We start from the raw sequence: 18,439 nt of genomic DNA on the forward strand, positions 1-18,439 counted from the left end.
AACAATCGCCTAACCTAAAACTCAATCCCTGGCTGAGCTTTCACGCCTTGCTCTCTGAAAGGATGCTTTACGAGCGTCATTTCGGTCACCAGATCCGCTTGCTCAATTAAAGCAGCAGGGGCTCCTCGTCCGGTCAGGATTACGTGGGTCATCTCGGGCTTCTCGGCCAAGCCTGCCAAAACGGCATCAACGCTGAGGTAGCCCATTTTCAGGGCAATGTTGATTTCATCCAGCAGGATTAGGCGGTAATCGGGGTTACGGATAAGAGCGATCGCCCGCTCCCACGCCTCCTCTGCCTTCTGAATATCCCGCTCCCGATCCTGAGTTTCCCAGGTGAAGCCTTCACCCATGGCGTAAAACTCCAGCTGGGCAGACTGTCCATCTCGGCTCTCCGTCCAGGGAGCCAGAACCGTCTTCTCCGCAGGTTCCCAGGCTCCTTTGATGAACTGCACGATCGCCACTCGATAACCATGACCGAGAGAGCGCAACACCATTCCCAGAGCAGCAGTGGTTTTGCCCTTGCCGTTGCCGGTGTTGACGACGATCAACCCCTTCTCCAGAGTGCGTTCTGCTAAACGCTGCTGCTGTACTTCCTTGCGGCGAGCCATCTTGCGCTTGTACTGCTCGTCGGTGAGGGCGATCGCCTCCTCATTCAACCGTACAGCTTCGTCATCAGCACCGGGAACAGATGCAGTCATAGCCTGAGTCTCCAATCATTGACTCCTACCAGAGTATCAAGAACTCTGGGAAGTTTTCCTCACGGGACACTCGCAACCTCTGAGGCTTGTTGAACGGTCTGGGTTATCGGACGCCGTTCTTGCAAAGCGCGATCAATCAGCTTCGATACCAACCAGGAAACCGATCGCTCCTCTGCTTCGGCCCATGCCTCCAGTTCTTCCTTCCACTCGGCAGGAACGTAGGCTACAACCCGCTCCAAATCTGTTTTTCCGCCCATGATGATGCTACTTTCACAGATTTCTTCACTGTGTCTAGCATACAAGTAATCACTGGGATGTGCCATGCTAGACCATGCTGTGCTAGCATGGCACAGCAACTCAACCCTGTAATGCAATGATTCAGTCAAATCCTGTCACTATCCAGGGCGATCGCCCATCTCCTGTCCCTTCCGGCTTAGTGCTGATGTCATCTCGTGAACTGGAGAAGATGCGGCAGGTGGGGAAACTGGCAGCGCAGTTACTCGACTACCTGGAACCTTTAGTGCAGCCTGGAGTTAGCACCCAAAGTTTGAATGATGAAGCTGAGCGTTGGATGAAGGATCACGGAGCTATCAGTGCAACCATAGGTTATGCACCTCCCGGACATCCACCGTTTCCAGGTGCCCTCTGTACTAGCGTGAATGAGGTCGTGTGCCACGGCATTCCCAACCCCAAGCAGATTTTGAAAGATGGAGACATTCTCAATATTGATGTGACGCCAATTCTGGATGGCTTTCACGGCGACACTTCCCGCATGTTTTGTGTGGGTACACCTTCGGCGATCGCCCAAAAACTTGTTTCTGTCACTCAAGAATGCCTGTATCGAGGCATTGCTGAAGTGAAACCGGGAGCTCGTATTGGAGACATCGGCGCAGCCATTCAGGAACACGCCGAAGCAGAAGGCTTTTCTGTCGTGCGGGAATTAGTGGGGCATGGCGTGGGGCGGCAGTTTCATACGGAACCGCAGATTCCTCACTACGGGAAACGGGGTACTGGGATGAAGCTGCGGCCCGGCATGGTGTTTACCATTGAGCCGATGTTGAATGAGGGCACTCGCAGTATCAAGGTTTTAAAGGATCAGTGGACAATTGTGACAGGCGATCGCAAACTCTCGGCTCAGTTTGAACACACGGTGGCTGTCACAAACGATGGTGTGGAGATTTTGACGCTGTAAGATTTGTGCTTACCAAATTCGCAAATTACGCTGAGCCATTCTAACGGCCCCTGAATATGATTAAGAGAAGGCGATCGCGCTGTGCCACCTAACCCGTTGATACAACGTTGACGCCGATTGTTAAAGTTGAACACTATAGTGTTTAGATAAGTTGATCCCGTATTGATTGCGGTCGCTCATGTCCAACCAACCCGATCCTACCTCCCAGACGAACTCCAAGAACGTGCCAGAATCGGTTGCTCGTTCGAATGGTCACCCTACGGACCCAACACCCCAGGGTGCCCCTGTGAATGTGCCAGTGGCTGCCACGCATGAGGAAAATCCGTGGGTCGAAGCGCTGAAAACCATTGGTATTAGCGTTGTTTTGGCCTTAGGGATTCGTACAGCGATCGCCGAGGCTCGTTACATCCCCTCGGAGTCGATGCTGCCGACACTGGAAGTCAACGATCGCCTGATCGTTGAAAAAATGTCGTATCACTTCACCAACCCTGACAGGGGCGACATCATCGTCTTCTCCCCAACCGACAAATTGCGGGAAGACAACCCCAGTCTTAAAGATGCTTTGATCAAGCGTGTGATTGGGCTTCCAGGCGATACGGTGCAGGTGTCCAACGGCACTGTCTATGTTAATAACGAACCCCTGGAAGAGAACTATATTCCCAAGGAATATGCCCCGACTTATGAATGGGGGCCTGAGACCGTTCCTGAAGGCTCTTACCTGGTTCTAGGCGACAATCGCAACAATAGCTACGACAGTCACTTCTGGGGCTACGTTCCCAAGAAGAATATTATTGGACGCGCGGTTCTACGCTTCTGGCCTCTTCCACGGGCAGGCACGATTGGCCCTACCCCTGTTTATGTCGAGCATCCTGGAGAAGCACCAGCAGAACCGGCCAATAATCCTGCTGCGGAACCGGCCAATTAGGTGAGATAGCGATCGCAATACGACTTTCACACAACAAGCGGCTGACGAGGTCAGCCGCTTTGTTTTAATGGCAAACTCAACCAACACAAATGCGTAAGTCCTGTTCATACTGAAAAGCCGCGCAAAGCGCGGCTTTTCAGTATGAAGTTTAAAGCCATAACCCAAGAAAAGGGGGACACCTCCCCGTGTGTCCCCCGGCCTGAGCGTTACGCTCCGTCTTCTGGAACCAACTCAAGCCTCAATGCTAGATATGGCAGACCATCTGGCTCATTTCATCTTCCAGGGCAGCAACAAGGGCTTGATCGCCCCGCGCTTGGGCCACTTCAATGCGATGTTGCAGACGCTTTTGAATATTTTCCAGGTGCATCTGCTCAACCTCACGCATCAGGGCGCAACGGGTTTTAAGGCTGGTGCGAGCATCGGGTGACACAGGTGCAGCAGGATAACGGCGAAAGGAGCCTAGGGCTTGCTCTCCCACTTCGTCGGTCTGATAGTGAACCCCACGATAGGTTAAATTGCGGGGAACTTGCGGTACCGGAATATGCCGGGGATAAGAAAATTGAAATGATTGCCAACGGTTTGACCCGGACATTTCAGACTCCTCGACAGTAGCGTCAACAGGCTCGTATTCATAACTTTGGCCCCGGTATTTCAGCCTCATGATCTTCAAAATCCCTGTATTAAGTGAATGGGCTATCGATCCTGGAAGCGGGAACACACCGGAACTTCTAAGGAGGCGATCCCTGAACTAGACAACCGGGCTCAACCAGTTAGCTAGGGAATGCTCATATCTATATTCTGTATTCTATTTTACGATTTAGGCAAGTATCTTGAAAAACAAGAAAACTTAAATTAGAGAAAATTTTTGGATAGAGAACTTTATAGTCTTCTCAGAAAACGAGTAGATCGGCATCTACAAACCAGAAGGACGTTTTTAGCTACCGCCCTCAGCCTTAAGCCTACGGATCCAATAAGATGGCATATTTTCTGATAGAAGTCCGTTAATATCGAGTTTTCTTAATACCCCTATCAAGTTTTATGGCAGCGAAAGTGACACCTTCACAAGAACGGTCATCAAGGCATCCGGGTTAAACCTACAGCGCTTTGCGCTTGAATAAAATGCAGCTATTTTTGTGAGAGCCTCGCTCCGCGAGGCTCTCACAAAAATAACTTGTACCTCATAGACTTGAAAAGTGCTGTATATAGTGGTTTTATCATCCCAAATAGGATGAATATCTCTATATCTAGAAGACAGACAAAGCCCCGGATTTATGAAAGATAGATCTGGCTCAGCACGACCTGGAGCCTATCATAATCATCCTTAAGAATTAGGCTCAGCATCCGACCAGCCTGCACCAGCCAGGAGCGATCGCCCTGCCGCAGTTGATAGATTTCCCGAATCGCTGCCGCAATCAGGGCGTCTACTGGAGCTTGGGTTACTAGAAGCAGGGTTCGCAAAAACTCCAACTGCTCACTGAACTCGATCACCTCATCGGGGCTACAGCGATAAACCGCCTGATGAATTTGAGGTGGGCGGGGTGGGATGTGCTGAAATATTCGGTTGTTGTGGGGCGAAGAAGAATCCGGGTGAAAGCCTACAATAGCGGCGCGAAACTCGGTCTTATGCATGGCAAAGATCTGAGGTTGTTGCTCGCGTAAATCCTGCAAAGACAGGCCCAACGCGCGGGCCCGGTGTACAGAGTCGATAGGGCTAGTGGTGACATGGTAAACCACAGCATAAATCTGGTTGCCCGATTCCTCATCCAAGGATTTGACCCAACTTCCAAAGGGCGGCATCGCTGCAAAGTTCAACTCTTCGGGTTCCAGGCATTGGGCCAAAAATTCGGTGGTGGCCGTTTCGATCACCTCACCCAGTTGATCAGCAGGGCGGGTTTGAGGCGTAGACGATGGAAGGGATAGCCGCATAGCTGTGTCGCAACGCAGGACGGACAAATGACAAAGCTTTCAGCAGAGGCTCTAACTAGAACACCTGCATTATCTGTTCAGTTTAGGCTGAATTCCAATTTATGACGCATTTTTATCAGCCACATTGATTGAAGGATGAACGGTGAGGGCTATGCCGTGTATGACCCAGCGTTCATCCTTCAATTACCCTAAAAGGTTAGCGATCGGGCAGATCGAATGGGTGTCACAGAGGGATAAGGGGCGATCGCCCGTTTCCCGGTAAAGTGATTGATTGATGATGGCTATCCTGCCATCCGATCGATTATTCAAACGCTTCCTCACTCTAGCTGCGATCGCTCATGGCGCTCAACTCCCTTCCTCCGGTTCAGTTCTTCACCCGCCGCTGGACAAAAGACCCGGCCTTCGCCTGGGTGATGTCTGCCCTGTGGCTAGTATTGCTATGTTTACTGGCCTTTTGGTGGAACCTGGGCAGCGTGGGGCTAATCGACGAAACCGAACCCCTGTTTGCCGAAGCAGCCCGCCAGATGACCATCACGGGGGATTGGATCACACCCTACTTTAATGAGGCGACTCGGTTTGATAAGCCGCCTCTGGTTTACTGGTTGATGGCGATCGCCTATCAGGTCATTGGGGTGAATGAGTGGGCTGTGCGCTTCCCCTCCGCTCTCTCAGCCTCGGCTCTGGTCATCTTTGGCTTTTTTGTATTACGCCGGTTTGGCTATCCTACGCCCCTGGTAGGCCAGGACGCTGAAGGCGAAGCCGTTACTGACAGCTCCGGCGATGCTCCCCGCTGGTGGGCCGCCTGGATTGGTGCGGGGATGATGGCGTTAAACCTGCAAACCCTGGTGTGGGCTAGAACAGGCGTTTCCGATATGCTGCTGAGCGGCTGCATGGGCTCCGCGCTGTTTTCCTTTTTCTGGGCCTATGCCTCTCCGAATCGTGCCACAAAACGGTGGGGGTATTTGGGGTTCTATGTCCTGTGTGCCTTGGCGGTGTTAACGAAAGGCCCTGTGGGAATTGTGATTCCAGGCTTGATTGTGCTGGTGTTTCTGTTTACAGTAGGGCAGTTTCGGGCCGTGTGGCGTGAGGCCAAGCCCATTTGGGGGACGCTGTTGTTGCTGGCGATCGCCCTCCCCTGGTTCATTCTGGTGATCCAGGCCAACGGTGATGCCTATATTGATTCTTTCTTTGGGTATCACAATGTCGAGCGGTTCACCCGAGTTGTTAATCGTCACTCGGCTCCCTGGTTCTTCTACTTTTTAATTGTGCTGGCCGGGTTTGCACCCTACTCCATATATTTGCCAGTGGCGATGGCCCGTCTGCGGTTCTGGAAACTTCAGGCATGGCGATCGCAGCCCCGCCATACCCATTTAGGCCTGTTTGCTCTGGCCTGGTTCGGGGTGATCTTCGGCTTCTTTACCATTGCCGTTACCAAGCTCCCCAGTTATGTGCTGCCGCTGCTACCTGCCGCTGCCATCCTGGTAGCACTGCTATGGAGCGATGCCCTGACTCGGCCTAGGCTGGCCCACAGCCTACGGCTGACCCATTGGATAAGCCTGGTATTGCTGCTGGGTATGGGAGCGGTCATGCTAGTCAGTCCACGCTTTGTTGGAACGGATTTGGCAACACCTGATTTCCCGGCAGCTCTGTGGAATGCAGGGGTACCTATTACAGGAACAGTGTTTTGGGGTGGAGCGGCGATCGCCTCCCTACTGCTCCTACTACGTCGCCAGAGCCGTTGGCTCTGGGGCGTACAGCTCACCACCTTTATCCTATTTATTCTATTTACGCTGACCCCAGCCCTGTTTGTGATGGATGCTCAGCGGCAACTACCCGTGCGACAAATGGCGGAGGAGATTTTGCGAATACAGCGCAAAAACGAACCCATCGTTATGATCGGCTTCCCCAAACCCAGCCTAGTATTCTATACCCGCCAGCATATAGAATTTATTCCCAACTCCGAAAAAGCCAGCGAGTTCTTCTTCAACCAACCGCAAAATCGACGGTTCTCCATCCTGGCCCTTGGGCTGCGCTATCGCATTCTTGAATCCGATTTGTATCGGAAGGAGTACCGTGACCTGAAACGGATTGGGAAGTACAGCCTTGTGCGGGTCTGGTTTCCTCTAAGGCGATACATCAAACCCGGTAGCGCTCGCCTCCGTGAAGCACCTGCACAGCAATCCCAATAATCAAGCTTTTCAAACGGCAAGGGTCTGCTTTAAAGGTCCTTGTTTCGTGCGCAAAGCACACAAAGTAAGGACCCTTTCAGCCAGCTTTAAAACACGCCCTAAGACCCTGTTGCCTTGCGGATGACAGTCAATAGAGAAGAGATATCGGGGCGATCGCTAACACGACTGGAACGGGCACCCTTTCCCTTCTTCGTTAAAGACTGCGCTTGGCTTTTTTCTTTAAGAGGCTCTAGACACGGAAATACGGACAGTTCGCGCATTTGATGGGCGGCCTGAGTATTTTCTGGACTGAGGGTAATCAGAGGCAAAGCTGCCAGAGCGGCGTGTCGGTTTAGATTCCGCAAATAAGTGAGAGGCTTTGGTAAAACACCGTCCAGTAATACGAGATGGGGCTTCCAGACGCGGGCCAGCAAGTCTGCCTGATCCAGGTCATCTACCTCCAGCACTCGGCAAGGGTGGGGTTGCAGCAGATCGGCCAGCACCGGTAAGGGATGCGGTTGGGGCATAGCATCCTCAGCATCCGCCGGAGTCATTCCCTCATGGGCCGCAAACGCCAGAGGCAGATCGGGAACAGTGGCGATCGCCGGACGCAGATGCAGAATCGTTAGATGAAGCATTTTGTCGGCATCTTTGGGCTGCTCTAACCCGACCTGCGCCAACACTCCTTCCACAGTCTGGCGCAAGCCTTCCGGTTGCACGGGCACAGTCAAAAAGCCGCTGGCTCCGTGGCTAAAGGCCTTTCCTCGCTCGGTGCGACTGGACGTAATCACAATTGGAATCTGATGGGTTTCATTATGAGAACGCAGAAGCGTCAACACATCCCACCCCGAAAGCTGCGGCAAGAGTGGATTTAGGAAAATCATCAGGGGTTGCAGTTGGCGAGCTTTCTTAAGGGCTTCGGTGCCAGAACGGGCGATCGCCAACCGAAATCCCAACTGACTCAGTTGCTGACTCAAATCATCCAGATAATGCGGTACCACTTCCACCAGGAGAACAAGATGATGCCCCGTACCTCCAGCCCAGGTTGTCCCTAAAGTACGCGGTTTTACACCCTTTAGCGATGGGTCAGGTGGCAGAAGCAACGTAAACTGGCTGCCCTGGCCTTGAGTCGAGGTGAACGTCACATCACCTCCATGAAGCCAGGCCAAACGCTGGGTCAACACCAACCCCAACCCTGTCCCCTCAAATTGCCGAGTAAGGGGGTGCTCCAGTTGTTGAAATTTCTGAAAAATCAAGCTTTGTTGATCCTGAGGAATTCCAATGCCGGTATCCCAAACCGTAAAGGCCACCCAGCCATCCCACTCCTCGACTCGTAATCCTACCTGACCATTGTCATCCGTAAACTTCAGCGCATTGGACAGCAAATTGGTCAGCATTTGCCGCAAACGCAACTCATCCGCCACGATGGTACTAACTTCAGGCTGAATTTCTAAGGAGAAGGTGGAGCGGTGGGCCCGCAGCTTCGCCTCTGGAGAGTCTTCGTCCAAGCCATCAGCCCCATGAGCCTGCCGGGCCTGAGACAAGGCCCGCAAACAGACCCCTTCGACCGCTAGAGGAGCCATGGTTAATTCCAGTTGGCCTGTCTCGATACGGGTTAAATCCAAAATGTCATTCACGATCGTCATTAAATGACGACCACTCTGATAAATCAGCCGGGCATAGCGGGCCTGCCGCTCATTCAAGCTTCCAATGACTTGATCCTTCAGCAGATTCGATAGACCCAGTACTGCTGTCAGGGGAGTCCGTAGCTCGTGGCTAATACAGGCTAGAAACTCGTCCTTGAGACGATTGAGTTGTACGAGATCCGCATTTTTGGCGGCTAATTCCTTCGCGACCTGGTGCTGCTCCGTCACATCCTGGGCCAGAATCAGCCAGATTGGAATAGCATTCGGCGTCGGAGGCTCGGCCCCCAGAGCCGTCTGAGTAATCTCCGTAGGATTTAACGCAGGATCTCCAGGCTGGGGCATGTAGCCCAGAAATGTACCGCAAAATTGCCAGACCCGTTCCACCTGGCCATCCCGGTGGGCATCAACGGACTCACCCATCCCGCACAAACAGACACATACACTGGAATTTGGAATTTTCTGGCAGGTTCCAGCGGCGTGCAGCCCACTGGCATATTTCAGCAACATCTCCCAGCTACTATCAGTACCCGGCTCGGTGAGCTCGGATTCTGTCACGGGAGGGGCATCTGCATCATCAAGACTTGCCCCCATCAACGGGGGTTCTCCCATCAGGAAAGCCGCCACCTTTTTCCAAACCTCGTCAGGGTTCTGCAACCGAGCCAGTTGATACCGCCAGATGCCATTTTGAGACAGCACCTGCCCATCGCCCGTTAGCAGCATCAGCGGTAGAGGCACGTGCTCTAGCAGCGGCTCTAACAGCGGTAGAGAAACGGTTGAGATTGTGGAAGCCACCGGAATGGAAGGCTGGAACTGGGGTGGAAGGGGTTCCCCATCTGGTAACAGTTGTCTGGCCCAGAAGGCCCACCAGCGGGTTTGATCCAACACCCCCTGGCACCCCCCCGATTTGTCCATCAGAAGCCAGTGGCACGCCTCTGCATTTTCGGTCGCTTGGTAAATCCGCTCTAGAGACCAGTGGTCTGGCACCAGCTTAATCGGCTCTAAAACACACTTGGAGATGGTCGGTGGTTCAATCGCACCCGGCTGTACGTGGATAGGCAACGCACAGGACAGCAATTCAGACAGGCTTAAGACCCCTACCGGCTGCTGCTGACGATCCTGCACCACAGCCAGGTTGGCACGGCTACGCACCAACGTCTGCAACACCTCTGCCGCACTGGCATTGGCATCAACCAGAGGCACCTGTTCACTAAAATGTTCGACGGTTAGACTGAGCATGATGTCCACCGTTCGCCTGCATAACGTTCATTGAAGTGGAAGCATAGACCTGCAATCTAGCGACGGATTACATCCGCGCACTGAGCCTGCTCGAACCTTGGAAGGGATGTTACAGCAGTGGCTATACCTTGGATATCCGGCGCACTAGGCAACAAAAGCGTTGGCCGGAACTGATAGATCGACGATCATGGGCTTCCCTAACCCATCTTGAACACAAACGATGTTGACACCGAAGAACCTAGCTCAATTATGGCGTTGCTGGAGAGCGAGATCCGGCGTTTCCTTTTACAATATATGTAAAGTATTTTAACTGAACCGTAATACGGACAAGTATTTGTCTTAGCTCAGAAAAATAATAGGAATAGCTCTAATTTTTAGATTAAAACGCCTGTTTTTTCCGTTTACCCGCCTGATCCACGGCCCTACAGAATTTGTTAGTCCTCTGCGCCCTGCTTACCTCTCACGATCTAGCAGATACCCTCCTGCCCTTGCTCCAGGAGTCAACCGCTGATTCCAGGTTAAATCCATCGAGCGCTTCGAAATCCTCAAAACCTCGTTACAATCTCACCTACTTTTCGCAACCCTCCGAATTCCTTCGTTACATTGAGCAGGAAAAGCGATCGCTAGATTGCCTGCTGATAGAGGCCAGTGACATAGAGGCCAGTGACAAATTACCCCTGTTATTTAAAAAACTTCAGCAGCTCACCATCCTCCTTCCCACCGTTATCCTTGAGACTGCTCCGCCCTGTGTGGGTGAGAAGGAGCATGACCCGCTGCTAAACCTGGAAAATAAGCCGTACCACAATGCCGTTCTGCGGGTTGCGAAGACGGATGTTCAGCATGTTGACCGCTATGTGGAGGAGGCGATCGCCAAATTCTTGCGCCTTTCCACAAACGATCCGCCCGTTCATGACACACCAGCCGATGCGGTTGCTAATCTTACTATCATCAGCTCCCTTTCCCAACAACAACAGCGGCTGGCTGAAAAGCTCAAAGAGCGGTTGGGATACCTGGGCGTGTACTACAAGCGCAATCCCGCCAACTTTCTCCGGCACATGACACCCCTCGAACGGCAGGAACTACTTCAGCGTCTGAGAGAAGACTACCGGAAGATTATTCTGGAGTACTTTTCTAGCAAGCCTGGGCAGGGCGATCGGATCAATCAGGCGATCGATATATTCGTTAACCTAGCGTTTTTCTCGGATGTCTCGGTATCGCAGATTGTTGAAATACACATAGAGTTAATGGATGAATTTTCCAAACAGCTTAAACTCGAAGGGCGGAGTGATGACATTCTGCAAGACTATCGATTAACTCTGATTGACGTCATTGCTCACCTGTGCGAGATGTATCGTCGCTCCATCCCCCGTGAAGCCTAACCCGCTACCTTTCCCGCATTCCGTTTACCTTGGGTCTTCCCGTTAACCACCTGCGAACGCTAACCCAAATCCCACACGACCATGAGTCCTGCTAAGAAGACCTACATCCTGAAACTTTATGTGGCGGGCAACACCCCCAACTCGGTGCGGGCACTCAAGATGCTCAATCACATCCTGGAAAAGGAATTCCAGGGGGTATATGCCCTGAAAGTGATAGACGTCCTCAAAAACCCTCAACTGGCCGAGGAAGATCGAATTCTGGCCACACCGACCCTGGCAAAAGTCCTGCCACCGCCTGTTCGCAAAATTATTGGAGATCTCTCGGATCGCGAGAAAGTCTTGATTGGTCTCGACATTTTAGATCCAGACCTTCTGTATGATGAGTTGCATGACGATGCCCCAGACGTGCAATAGTTTGCAAATTTAAAGACCTGATAATAACAATCCATGACAGACCTGGAGCAGCCCGGACAACTGAATGGTGCCTCTTTTAAGGGGATTCAAAAAATCCGCACCATGATCGAGGGGTTTGACGATATCAGCAATGGCGGTTTACCCATTGGTCGTACTACCCTTGTAAGCGGCACCTCAGGAACCGGAAAGACCCTTTTTGCCGTTCAATTTCTTTATAACGGCATTGTCCATTTCAACGAACCCGGTGTATTCGTCACCTTTGAAGAATCCCCCGCTGACATCATTAAAAATGCCTACAGCTTTGGCTGGGATCTCCAAAAGCTGTTGGATGAAGGTAAATTATTCATCCTAGATGCCTCTCCAGATCCTGATGGTCAGGAGGTCATTGGCAGCTTTGATTTGTCTGCGCTAATTGAGCGGATTCAGTACGCGATCCGTAAGTACAAAGCTAAGCGAGTCTCTATTGACTCCGTTACAGCCGTATTTCAGCAGTATGATGCCGCTTCTGTGGTCCGGCGGGAAATTTTTCGCCTAGTCGCTCGCCTGAAGCAGGTGGGAGCAACTACCATCATGACCACCGAGCGCGTTGAGGAATATGGCCCGATCGCCCGTTTTGGGGTCGAAGAATTTGTCTCCGACAATGTGGTCATTGTTCGCAACGTGCTGGAGGGGGAACGTCGTCGTCGCACGATGGAAATCCTCAAGCTACGCGGTACGACCCACATGAAAGGGGAATATCCCTTCACCATTACCAACGACGGGATCAATATTTTCCCACTGGGCGCTATGCGGCTGACCCAGCGCTCCTCCAACGTACGGGTATCCTCAGGTGTCAAAACCCTGGATGCCATGTGTGGGGGTGGTTTCTTTAAAGACTCGATCATTCTGGCAACCGGGGCCACAGGTACGGGCAAAACCCTAATGGTGAGCAAGTTCCTGCAAGATGGTTGCCGCGTTGGTGAACGCGCCCTGCTGTTTGCCTATGAAGAATCACGCGCCCAGTTAGCTCGTAACGCCTACTCCTGGGGCATTGACTTTGAGGATCTGGAACAGAAAGGATTGCTCAAAATTATCTGCGCTTACCCTGAGTCAGCGGGTCTGGAGGATCACCTCCAAATTATTAAGTCTGAGATCGCCGAGTTTAAACCATCACGCATTGCGATTGACTCGCTCTCGGCTCTGGCTCGGGGAGTGAGCAATAACGCCTTCCGCCAGTTTGTGATTGGGGTAACAGGCTACGCCAAGCAAGAAGAAATTACCGGCTTCTTCACCAACACCACTGAGCAGTTCATGGGGGCCCATTCCATCACAGACTCCCACATTTCCACCATCACTGACACCATCTTGCTATTGCAATATGTAGAGATTCGTGGGGAAATGTCTCGAGCAATCAACGTCTTTAAGATGCGGGGTTCGTGGCACGACACAGGTATCCGCGAATACATCATTACCGAGAAGGGACCGGAGATCAAAGACTCCTTCCGCAACTTCGAGCGGATTATCAGCGGTTCTCCCACACGGGTTTCGGTGGACGAGAAGGACGAGCTGGCCCGCATTATGCGTGGGGTACAGGAACGCCGGGGTGAATTGAGCGACGACTAGCTGTAGAAAATCAGTTTTTTAGAAGAAGGGTGGGTGTTGAACGCCTATCCTTCTTATTGATGCAGCAAATTAACCATAAATACAGATTCCGGTTGAATAACTCTGAAGCCCGTATATAAAATGAGCCTAGCGTTTCATATCATGCCCATCTTCATAAATCCATGGGCTTGGTGAACAAGTTGATGTGAGGGGCGATCGCCCTCAGGGCACCTTTATAAAAATGTGATAAAGATCACATCCTCCTGCGGTCTTAATCACGCGGTTGGGTTCGGAATCAGGGAATGATGAGAAGTAGATAATTCCTGATAATCGTTGCCATGATGGAGGTCGCCGTGAGTGTTACGACCCGTACCGAGAAACTGGTCAATGCGCTACTAGCGCTCATGGCTTTTTCGGCACTTTATGCCTTTACAAAGGCCCCTGCACCATCGGTTCACCCTACAATCTTTGAGTTCAATAACCTCGAAGTTCAGCCTCCTTCCTGGCATTCGTAACGGTTTACTTTTATTCCATGGAAACACCCCTTGCCTCTAAGCCCCTTCCCTCCATCTGGCGAATTATCCTGATTACAATGCTGGTGCTGGGGGTGTTCTTCCGACTGGTGAATCTGGATGGCAAGGTTTTCTGGGTAGATGAAGCCTTCACGGCTATGCGGATTTCGGGATACACCGAAGCCGAAGTCGTGCAAGCCTGGACGGAGAACCCTGTGACCACGGTGGCAGAACTACAACGCTACCAATTTCCCCAGGGCGATCGCAGTGTCATTGGTACCGTCCAGGGTTTAGCCAAATTTGAACCCCAGCTGCCGCCCCTATATTTTGTGCTGACCCGCTGGTGGGTGCAGCTTTTTGGCGATTCGGTCAGTGTGATCCGGAGCTTCGGGGCGATCGCCAGCATCGCGACCCTACCTCTCCTGGCCCTGCTTTGCCGAGAGTTGTTCCCCAGCCGTGTCACCGCTTATATTGCCGTATGCCTGATGGCGGTCTCGCCCTTCCAGGTGATTTATGCCCAAGAAGCTCGTCCGTACAGTTTGTGGACGCTGCTGACCGTCGCGGCAAGTTGGGCCTTGCTGCGAGCGTTACGTCTCCAAACGCTCCGCAGTTGGATGCTCTATGGTTTGATGCTGACGCTGTCGCTCTACACCTTCGTCTATACCGTCTGGGTCATTCTGGCCCACGGGCTTTATGTACTCTGGCAAGAACGACGGCACCTAAAATCCTTTATCTATAGTGCTGGAACAGCGGTGCTGCTGTTTGCACCGTGGCTTACGGCGATCGCCCTCAACTGGCAGAGTGGCTTACGGCTGGCCTCCTGGCAGCGGCAACCGCTGGAGAACCGATTTCTGGCCTTACCTCTGGCCTGGGCTCTGCATGTTACTCGAACCTTTTTAGACTTTGACGATGACGTTGGGCTCGACCAGCTCATGCCCTACGGTCTGCTGGTCCTACTCACGTTAGTCGGGGTAGGTTACGCTTTATACCTTTTTCGTAATGGTGGGCCAGAGTTAGCCTGGCGCTTTGTCGTGCTGTTGCTGGTCGTGCCAGCGCTGGCGATCATTCTGCCAGACCTGCTAACTGGAGGCCAACAATCCACTGCCAGCCGTTACTTTGTGCCTTGCTGGATAGCCCTTATTCTGATAATGGCCTATGCCCTAACACTGCTGCTGAACGAGCGGCTGGGTCGGATTGCTCTGGCAGGGCTACTCACATTTCAGGTACTTTCCTGTGCTACGAGCAGTCTGGCCTCTACCTGGTGGAACAAGGAAGGTGGCTATATTCCCTATGTTGCCAATCAAATTAATCAGACTCAGAAGCCTCTAGTCGTTAGTTCCAGTGACTGGTGGGTCTTTTCTCTGGCCCACGACCTGCGTCCTGAGACCAGTTTAGAGATTGTCACACGTCCTGAGGTCTTACCGGGGATCCCGATGGGCCACAGCGACTATTTTCTCTACAGCATGCCAGAGCCAATTCGCAACGCGCTCATTCAAGGCGGCTTGCAAATTCAACCCTTTGAGGGGTTAGAACAAGTACCCATTCAGTGCATGGTGCCCCCCGGCCAACAACCGGGTCCCTGCCCTCCAAATGTCGGTTAGATAGTGTTGCAATTGGCAGTTGTGAGAGGGGCATTAAGTGCCCCTCTCACAACTGCCAAGCTTTATGTCTAGAGCCGTACCTATTCGGCTTTAAAGCTGACTTGCCTCACTTAGCAAAGCCAATTCGAAAAGTGAGCTTGCAGAAGCACTTGCCCAAAGATGGGCTTGGCAGAATAGCGCCATTGCTGGGTTGGTATTTCCCTATGGCACAGAGTAATGAGGTTCCGAGGCGGCGTTCTGCGATGCCCCTACTTCTGGGGTGGTTGGTCGCAAATGCAGTAGGAGGGGCGATCGCTAACATCCTAGAGATCCACGTCCAATTTCTAGGGATACTGGTGCTCACGGGTATCCCCATCGGCTTTGTTCAAGGGTTTGTACTACGCTCCTACATGCGCCAGGCCTGGCGTTGGGCCGTTGTGACGGCAATAGCCTGGCCGCTAGTCAACCTTCTCGAGGTTTCGCTGCTACAACAGCCCGGTGATTGGCTGATCCAATCCCTTACAGCAACAGAGCTGTTATGGGAGGTGTTTTGGTTGAATCTTGTGCGGATGGCGATCATTCTGGCTCTGTTGGCGGTTCCTCAGGCCTGGTTACTGCGAGAACAGGGGGGCCGGATTTGGGTATGGATTGTCGCGAGTTTCGTGGGTGGTGCGCTGTTAGGAGCAATCGGAGCCACCACCTGTTTGTGGTGGTGCCCAGTGCTGCGGGGTAACGTGCTGGGTTTTGTGCTGGGGGCAGCGAGTTGGCTGGGTTATGCCCTGGTCACCGGGTTGGCTCTGAAGCAGATTTTAGACCGTCGTTAAACCTGTCCCTTAGCTAGCCAGCAATTCTCATTTTGGAATCCAACCCGAAAATAGCTCACCTTCGGCGGGCTATTTTCGGGCTTCAAAGCTGAGAGTTCGTGCCCGAAGGGCACGAACTCTCAGCTTTGAAGCTCATACTGAGAATTGCTGTTAGCTAGCTCCTGATGTCCCAACTGACGCGACTCTCGCAATAAAATGGTGTGCTACGGTTGAGAACCGCTGGATGCTCTAAGCGATCGCTCCTCCCCTGACATTTTGTTTGTTTTATGGCTTTTTCCGGACAACGGTTACGTCATGCAGCCCAGTTACTCCGGCCTTTGAGTCGGAAGGGTTCTTGTCGGCAAGCTGCCCATCTGGGCGCTTGGGACCTCCGTGACTTTATTCCCCGATTCCCCAAATCCTTAGGGCACTTTTTGGGGCTGGTGATCGCGACTTTCCTCCTGGTGCTTACGATCCCAGCAGTTGCCCTGGCACAGTTTCCACCCATCCAAACGGACAATAATCAGCCGCCTACGGGAGTCGTACGGCAAGGGCTTATCGAAGTCACAGACCTGGAGCTGGACGGCCGTGACCTGTTTACCATCGCAGCCCCAACGGTGTATAACCGGGCTGATCCGGGCACTCAAGTACCCGTCGAGGAACGTGCTCGCCAGATTGAAACCACACTGAGACAGCTTACGGCCAGAGCACCAGAGGGGGAGCGATCGCCCTCTCAAACCCATGTCACGGTGTTAGACCCCGAATCCCTGAAGGTGTTCTATGAAACAGTAAACGGCTTACCCGTCATCTTTGCTGATGATGACTATTTGGCCGAGGCCAAAGTTTTGGTGACGGTGACCAACACGGATGCGGAGTACCAGGGCATTCCTCGGAATACCTTAGCTGAACGTTGGCAAGACATCTTACAGAAGCGCCTGTATGAGTCGTTGCGGAATCGGCAACCCGATGCCTTCCGTGCTCAAATGAAACGGGCGTTGGCCTTGGCGATCGCCATTTTGGTTCTCAGCCTTCTGTTCCTCTTCCTACGGCGGGTGTTGGGCAAGCGGAAAGAGGCGATGGAAGCCCTTCAAGTCAACCAGGCTACCGGTAACACGGCTGAAATCCGGCTCGATGGCACTGAGGTTCCCTGGCCATTACGGTTCGGTCGTCCCCAGCAACAGCTCAGCCTGCAACGTCGCCTGCAACTGGTCTCCCTGTTTCGCTGGTTAATGCTGTGGCTGGTGGGGTTTGTATGGGTCGTCGGAGTTGCCGCAACCCTCTACACCTTTCCCCAAACCCGTGGGTTGGCCCTGAGTGTGGTCTCGACCCCCGCTCTCATTTTGGGAGCCTGGTTTATGACAGGGCTCTTAAACCGCCTGTTAGATGTCACGATCGATCGCTTAACCGATGTGTGGGAGGAGGGGCAAGACGAAAGCCTAACTCAAGCTGAGCTTCAGCGGATCTTGACTATCAGCACCGCATTTAAGGGCCTCAAAACATTTCTGGTCTATGCATTTGGCGTCTTGTGGGTGTTGCAGAGACTCAGCCTGGTGCCCGGTTCTGTACTGGCTCTGGGTGCCTTACTCGCCTTGACCCTATCCTTTACAGCTCAAAGCTTAGTGAAGGACATGATTAACGGCTTTCTGATTCTGCTGGAAGACCACTATGGCATTGGCGACCAAATCACTGTAGGTACGGTGACAGGTATTGTCGAAAACCTGACCTTGCGAGTAACCCAGATCCGCACCGACAACGGCAACCTGGTCACGATCCCCAATAGCCTGATTAACCAGGTAGAAAACATGAGCCGCACCTGGGCCCGTTGTAATTTTGTCATTGATGTGGCCTATGACACTGATGTGGACAGGGCTCTAGCAATTGTGCGAGAGGAAGCCCATCGCATGGCGGAGGATGAGGAATGGCGATCGCTCATCCTCAACCCTGAAGAGCTCCTCGGCGTTGACAACCTTTCCCACACCGGCATTCGCATTCGTCTATGGATGCGCACTCTGCCCCTCAAACAATGGGCCGTCGGCCGAGAGCTACGTCTTCGCCTGAAACGCGCCTTTGACGCTTACCAGGTTCAAATTGGCGTCCCTCAACAGTTGCTCATGGGTGAAGTCTCTGGATTAATTCAGGAGGACGAGGAACAACACGTTGACCTGACCCAGAAATCGCCTAAATCCCCTCCAAAACTATCGGAGCAGGGGTCATAACCCTTTCGCGCTTGTGGAGCACGAGATACTTAGGGCTGCGTCTCACATTCCTAGTACTCAGCGGCTTAAGTTTGCCTATGATTAGAGGGTTGCACTGCTCCCTAAGATTATGCCTGGACTCCGCCCTCCAGTTTTGACCCTTAGCCCCAGCGACCAAGCAGCT

16 protein-coding genes are annotated in these 18,439 nt (G+C 52.6%); 10 read left to right on the forward strand and 6 right to left on the reverse strand.

Features of this window, described 5'->3' with window-relative positions:
- Window positions 1–14 precede the first annotated feature (14 nt).
- Both cobO and H6F91_RS18680 read right to left on the reverse strand, forming a co-directional pair.
- Window positions 15–698 carry a cob(I)yrinic acid a,c-diamide adenosyltransferase gene (gene cobO, locus H6F91_RS18675; RefSeq protein WP_190775339.1) on the reverse strand — a complete coding sequence of 228 codons (684 nt, stop codon included), beginning with the start codon at window positions 696–698 and terminating at the stop codon, window positions 15–17.
- Between the two features lie 59 nt (window positions 699–757).
- Window positions 758–955 (reverse strand): CopG family transcriptional regulator, encoded by a 198-nt coding sequence (locus H6F91_RS18680; protein ID WP_190775356.1) that lies wholly within the window; start codon window positions 953–955, stop codon window positions 758–760.
- Between the two features lie 116 nt (window positions 956–1,071).
- Here H6F91_RS18680 and map point away from each other — a divergent pair, with 116 nt between their 5' ends.
- Window positions 1,072–1,890 (forward strand): type I methionyl aminopeptidase, encoded by an 819-nt coding sequence (gene map, locus H6F91_RS18685; RefSeq protein ID WP_190775340.1) that lies wholly within the window; start codon window positions 1,072–1,074, stop codon window positions 1,888–1,890.
- Between the two features lie 178 nt (window positions 1,891–2,068).
- Window positions 2,069–2,815, forward strand: a complete 747-nt coding sequence (gene lepB / locus H6F91_RS18690) for a signal peptidase I (RefSeq protein ID WP_190775341.1) — start codon at window positions 2,069–2,071, stop codon at window positions 2,813–2,815.
- A 244-nt stretch (window positions 2,816–3,059) separates the two neighbouring features.
- Here lepB and H6F91_RS18695 read toward each other — a convergent pair whose 3' ends face one another.
- The 3 genes from H6F91_RS18695 to H6F91_RS28350 all read right to left on the reverse strand — a co-directional run bounded on the left by H6F91_RS18695 (window position 3,060) and on the right by H6F91_RS28350 (window position 5,050).
- Window positions 3,060–3,476, reverse strand: a complete 417-nt coding sequence (locus H6F91_RS18695) for a DUF4278 domain-containing protein (protein WP_190775342.1) — start codon at window positions 3,474–3,476, stop codon at window positions 3,060–3,062.
- A gap of 608 nt (window positions 3,477–4,084) precedes the next feature.
- Window positions 4,085–4,741 carry an HAS-barrel domain-containing protein gene (locus tag H6F91_RS18700; protein ID WP_190775343.1) on the reverse strand — a complete coding sequence of 219 codons (657 nt, stop codon included), beginning with the start codon at window positions 4,739–4,741 and terminating at the stop codon, window positions 4,085–4,087.
- A 183-nt stretch (window positions 4,742–4,924) separates the two neighbouring features.
- Window positions 4,925–5,050 carry a hypothetical protein gene (locus H6F91_RS28350; protein ID WP_277874407.1) on the reverse strand — a complete coding sequence of 42 codons (126 nt, stop codon included), beginning with the start codon at window positions 5,048–5,050 and terminating at the stop codon, window positions 4,925–4,927.
- 29 nt (window positions 5,051–5,079) lie between these two features.
- Between H6F91_RS28350 and H6F91_RS18705 the strand changes: the two genes are divergently transcribed.
- Window positions 5,080–6,930 carry a glycosyltransferase family 39 protein gene (locus H6F91_RS18705; protein ID WP_190789427.1) on the forward strand — a complete coding sequence of 617 codons (1,851 nt, stop codon included), beginning with the start codon at window positions 5,080–5,082 and terminating at the stop codon, window positions 6,928–6,930.
- Between the two features lie 98 nt (window positions 6,931–7,028).
- On the opposite strand, the gene H6F91_RS18710 is transcribed toward H6F91_RS18705, so the two are convergent.
- Complete coding sequence (locus H6F91_RS18710; protein WP_190775345.1) at window positions 7,029–9,791, reverse strand: ATP-binding protein; 2,763 nt, start codon at window positions 9,789–9,791, stop codon at window positions 7,029–7,031.
- A gap of 488 nt (window positions 9,792–10,279) precedes the next feature.
- On the opposite strand from H6F91_RS18710, the gene H6F91_RS18715 reads away from it, so the two are divergent.
- The 7 genes from H6F91_RS18715 (at window position 10,280) to H6F91_RS18745 (ending at window position 18,276) form a co-directional block, all read left to right on the forward strand.
- Complete coding sequence (locus H6F91_RS18715) at window positions 10,280–11,170, forward strand: circadian clock protein KaiA (protein WP_199307919.1); 891 nt, start codon at window positions 10,280–10,282, stop codon at window positions 11,168–11,170.
- 81 nt (window positions 11,171–11,251) lie between these two features.
- Window positions 11,252–11,584 carry a circadian clock protein KaiB gene (gene kaiB, locus H6F91_RS18720; RefSeq protein WP_190775347.1) on the forward strand — a complete coding sequence of 111 codons (333 nt, stop codon included), beginning with the start codon at window positions 11,252–11,254 and terminating at the stop codon, window positions 11,582–11,584.
- A gap of 33 nt (window positions 11,585–11,617) precedes the next feature.
- Window positions 11,618–13,186 carry a circadian clock protein KaiC gene (gene kaiC, locus H6F91_RS18725; protein ID WP_190775348.1) on the forward strand — a complete coding sequence of 523 codons (1,569 nt, stop codon included), beginning with the start codon at window positions 11,618–11,620 and terminating at the stop codon, window positions 13,184–13,186.
- Window positions 13,187–13,518: 332 nt separating this feature from the next.
- Window positions 13,519–13,680 (forward strand): hypothetical protein, encoded by a 162-nt coding sequence (locus H6F91_RS18730; RefSeq protein WP_206754951.1) that lies wholly within the window; start codon window positions 13,519–13,521, stop codon window positions 13,678–13,680.
- Window positions 13,681–13,697: 17 nt separating this feature from the next.
- A complete protein-coding gene (locus H6F91_RS18735; protein ID WP_190775350.1) occupies window positions 13,698–15,278 on the forward strand; it encodes a glycosyltransferase family 39 protein in 1,581 nt (526 codons plus the stop codon).
- Window positions 15,279–15,481: 203 nt separating this feature from the next.
- On the forward strand, window positions 15,482–16,081 hold the full coding sequence (locus H6F91_RS18740; protein WP_190775351.1) for a hypothetical protein: 600 nt from the start codon (window positions 15,482–15,484) through the stop codon (window positions 16,079–16,081).
- A gap of 266 nt (window positions 16,082–16,347) precedes the next feature.
- Window positions 16,348–18,276, forward strand: coding sequence for a mechanosensitive ion channel family protein (locus H6F91_RS18745; protein WP_199307917.1), 1,929 nt, complete (start codon window positions 16,348–16,350; stop codon window positions 18,274–18,276).
- Window positions 18,277–18,439: the final 163 nt, after the last annotated feature.

The organism is Leptolyngbya sp. FACHB-8, assembly GCF_014695575.1.
GTDB lineage: Bacteria > Cyanobacteriota > Cyanobacteriia > Elainellales > Elainellaceae > Vacuolonema.

Coding starts and splice junctions, on each gene's coding strand:
- lepB (WP_190775341.1), top strand. CDS start 2,069: ATGTCCAACCAACCCGATCCTACCTCCCAGACGAACTCCAAGAACGTG.
- H6F91_RS18700 (WP_190775343.1), bottom strand. CDS start 4,741: ATGCGGCTATCCCTTCCATCGTCTACGCCTCAAACCCGCCCTGCTGAT.
- H6F91_RS18705 (WP_190789427.1), top strand. CDS start 5,080: ATGGCGCTCAACTCCCTTCCTCCGGTTCAGTTCTTCACCCGCCGCTGG.
- H6F91_RS18735 (WP_190775350.1), top strand. CDS start 13,698: ATGGAAACACCCCTTGCCTCTAAGCCCCTTCCCTCCATCTGGCGAATT.
- kaiC (WP_190775348.1), top strand. CDS start 11,618: ATGACAGACCTGGAGCAGCCCGGACAACTGAATGGTGCCTCTTTTAAG.
- map (WP_190775340.1), top strand. CDS start 1,072: ATGATTCAGTCAAATCCTGTCACTATCCAGGGCGATCGCCCATCTCCT.
- H6F91_RS18680 (WP_190775356.1), bottom strand. CDS start 955: ATGGGCGGAAAAACAGATTTGGAGCGGGTTGTAGCCTACGTTCCTGCC.
- cobO (WP_190775339.1), bottom strand. CDS start 698: ATGACTGCATCTGTTCCCGGTGCTGATGACGAAGCTGTACGGTTGAAT.
- H6F91_RS18695 (WP_190775342.1), bottom strand. CDS start 3,476: ATGAGGCTGAAATACCGGGGCCAAAGTTATGAATACGAGCCTGTTGAC.
- H6F91_RS18745 (WP_199307917.1), top strand. CDS start 16,348: ATGGCTTTTTCCGGACAACGGTTACGTCATGCAGCCCAGTTACTCCGG.
- H6F91_RS18710 (WP_190775345.1), bottom strand. CDS start 9,791: ATGCTCAGTCTAACCGTCGAACATTTTAGTGAACAGGTGCCTCTGGTT.
- kaiB (WP_190775347.1), top strand. CDS start 11,252: ATGAGTCCTGCTAAGAAGACCTACATCCTGAAACTTTATGTGGCGGGC.
- H6F91_RS18740 (WP_190775351.1), top strand. CDS start 15,482: ATGGCACAGAGTAATGAGGTTCCGAGGCGGCGTTCTGCGATGCCCCTA.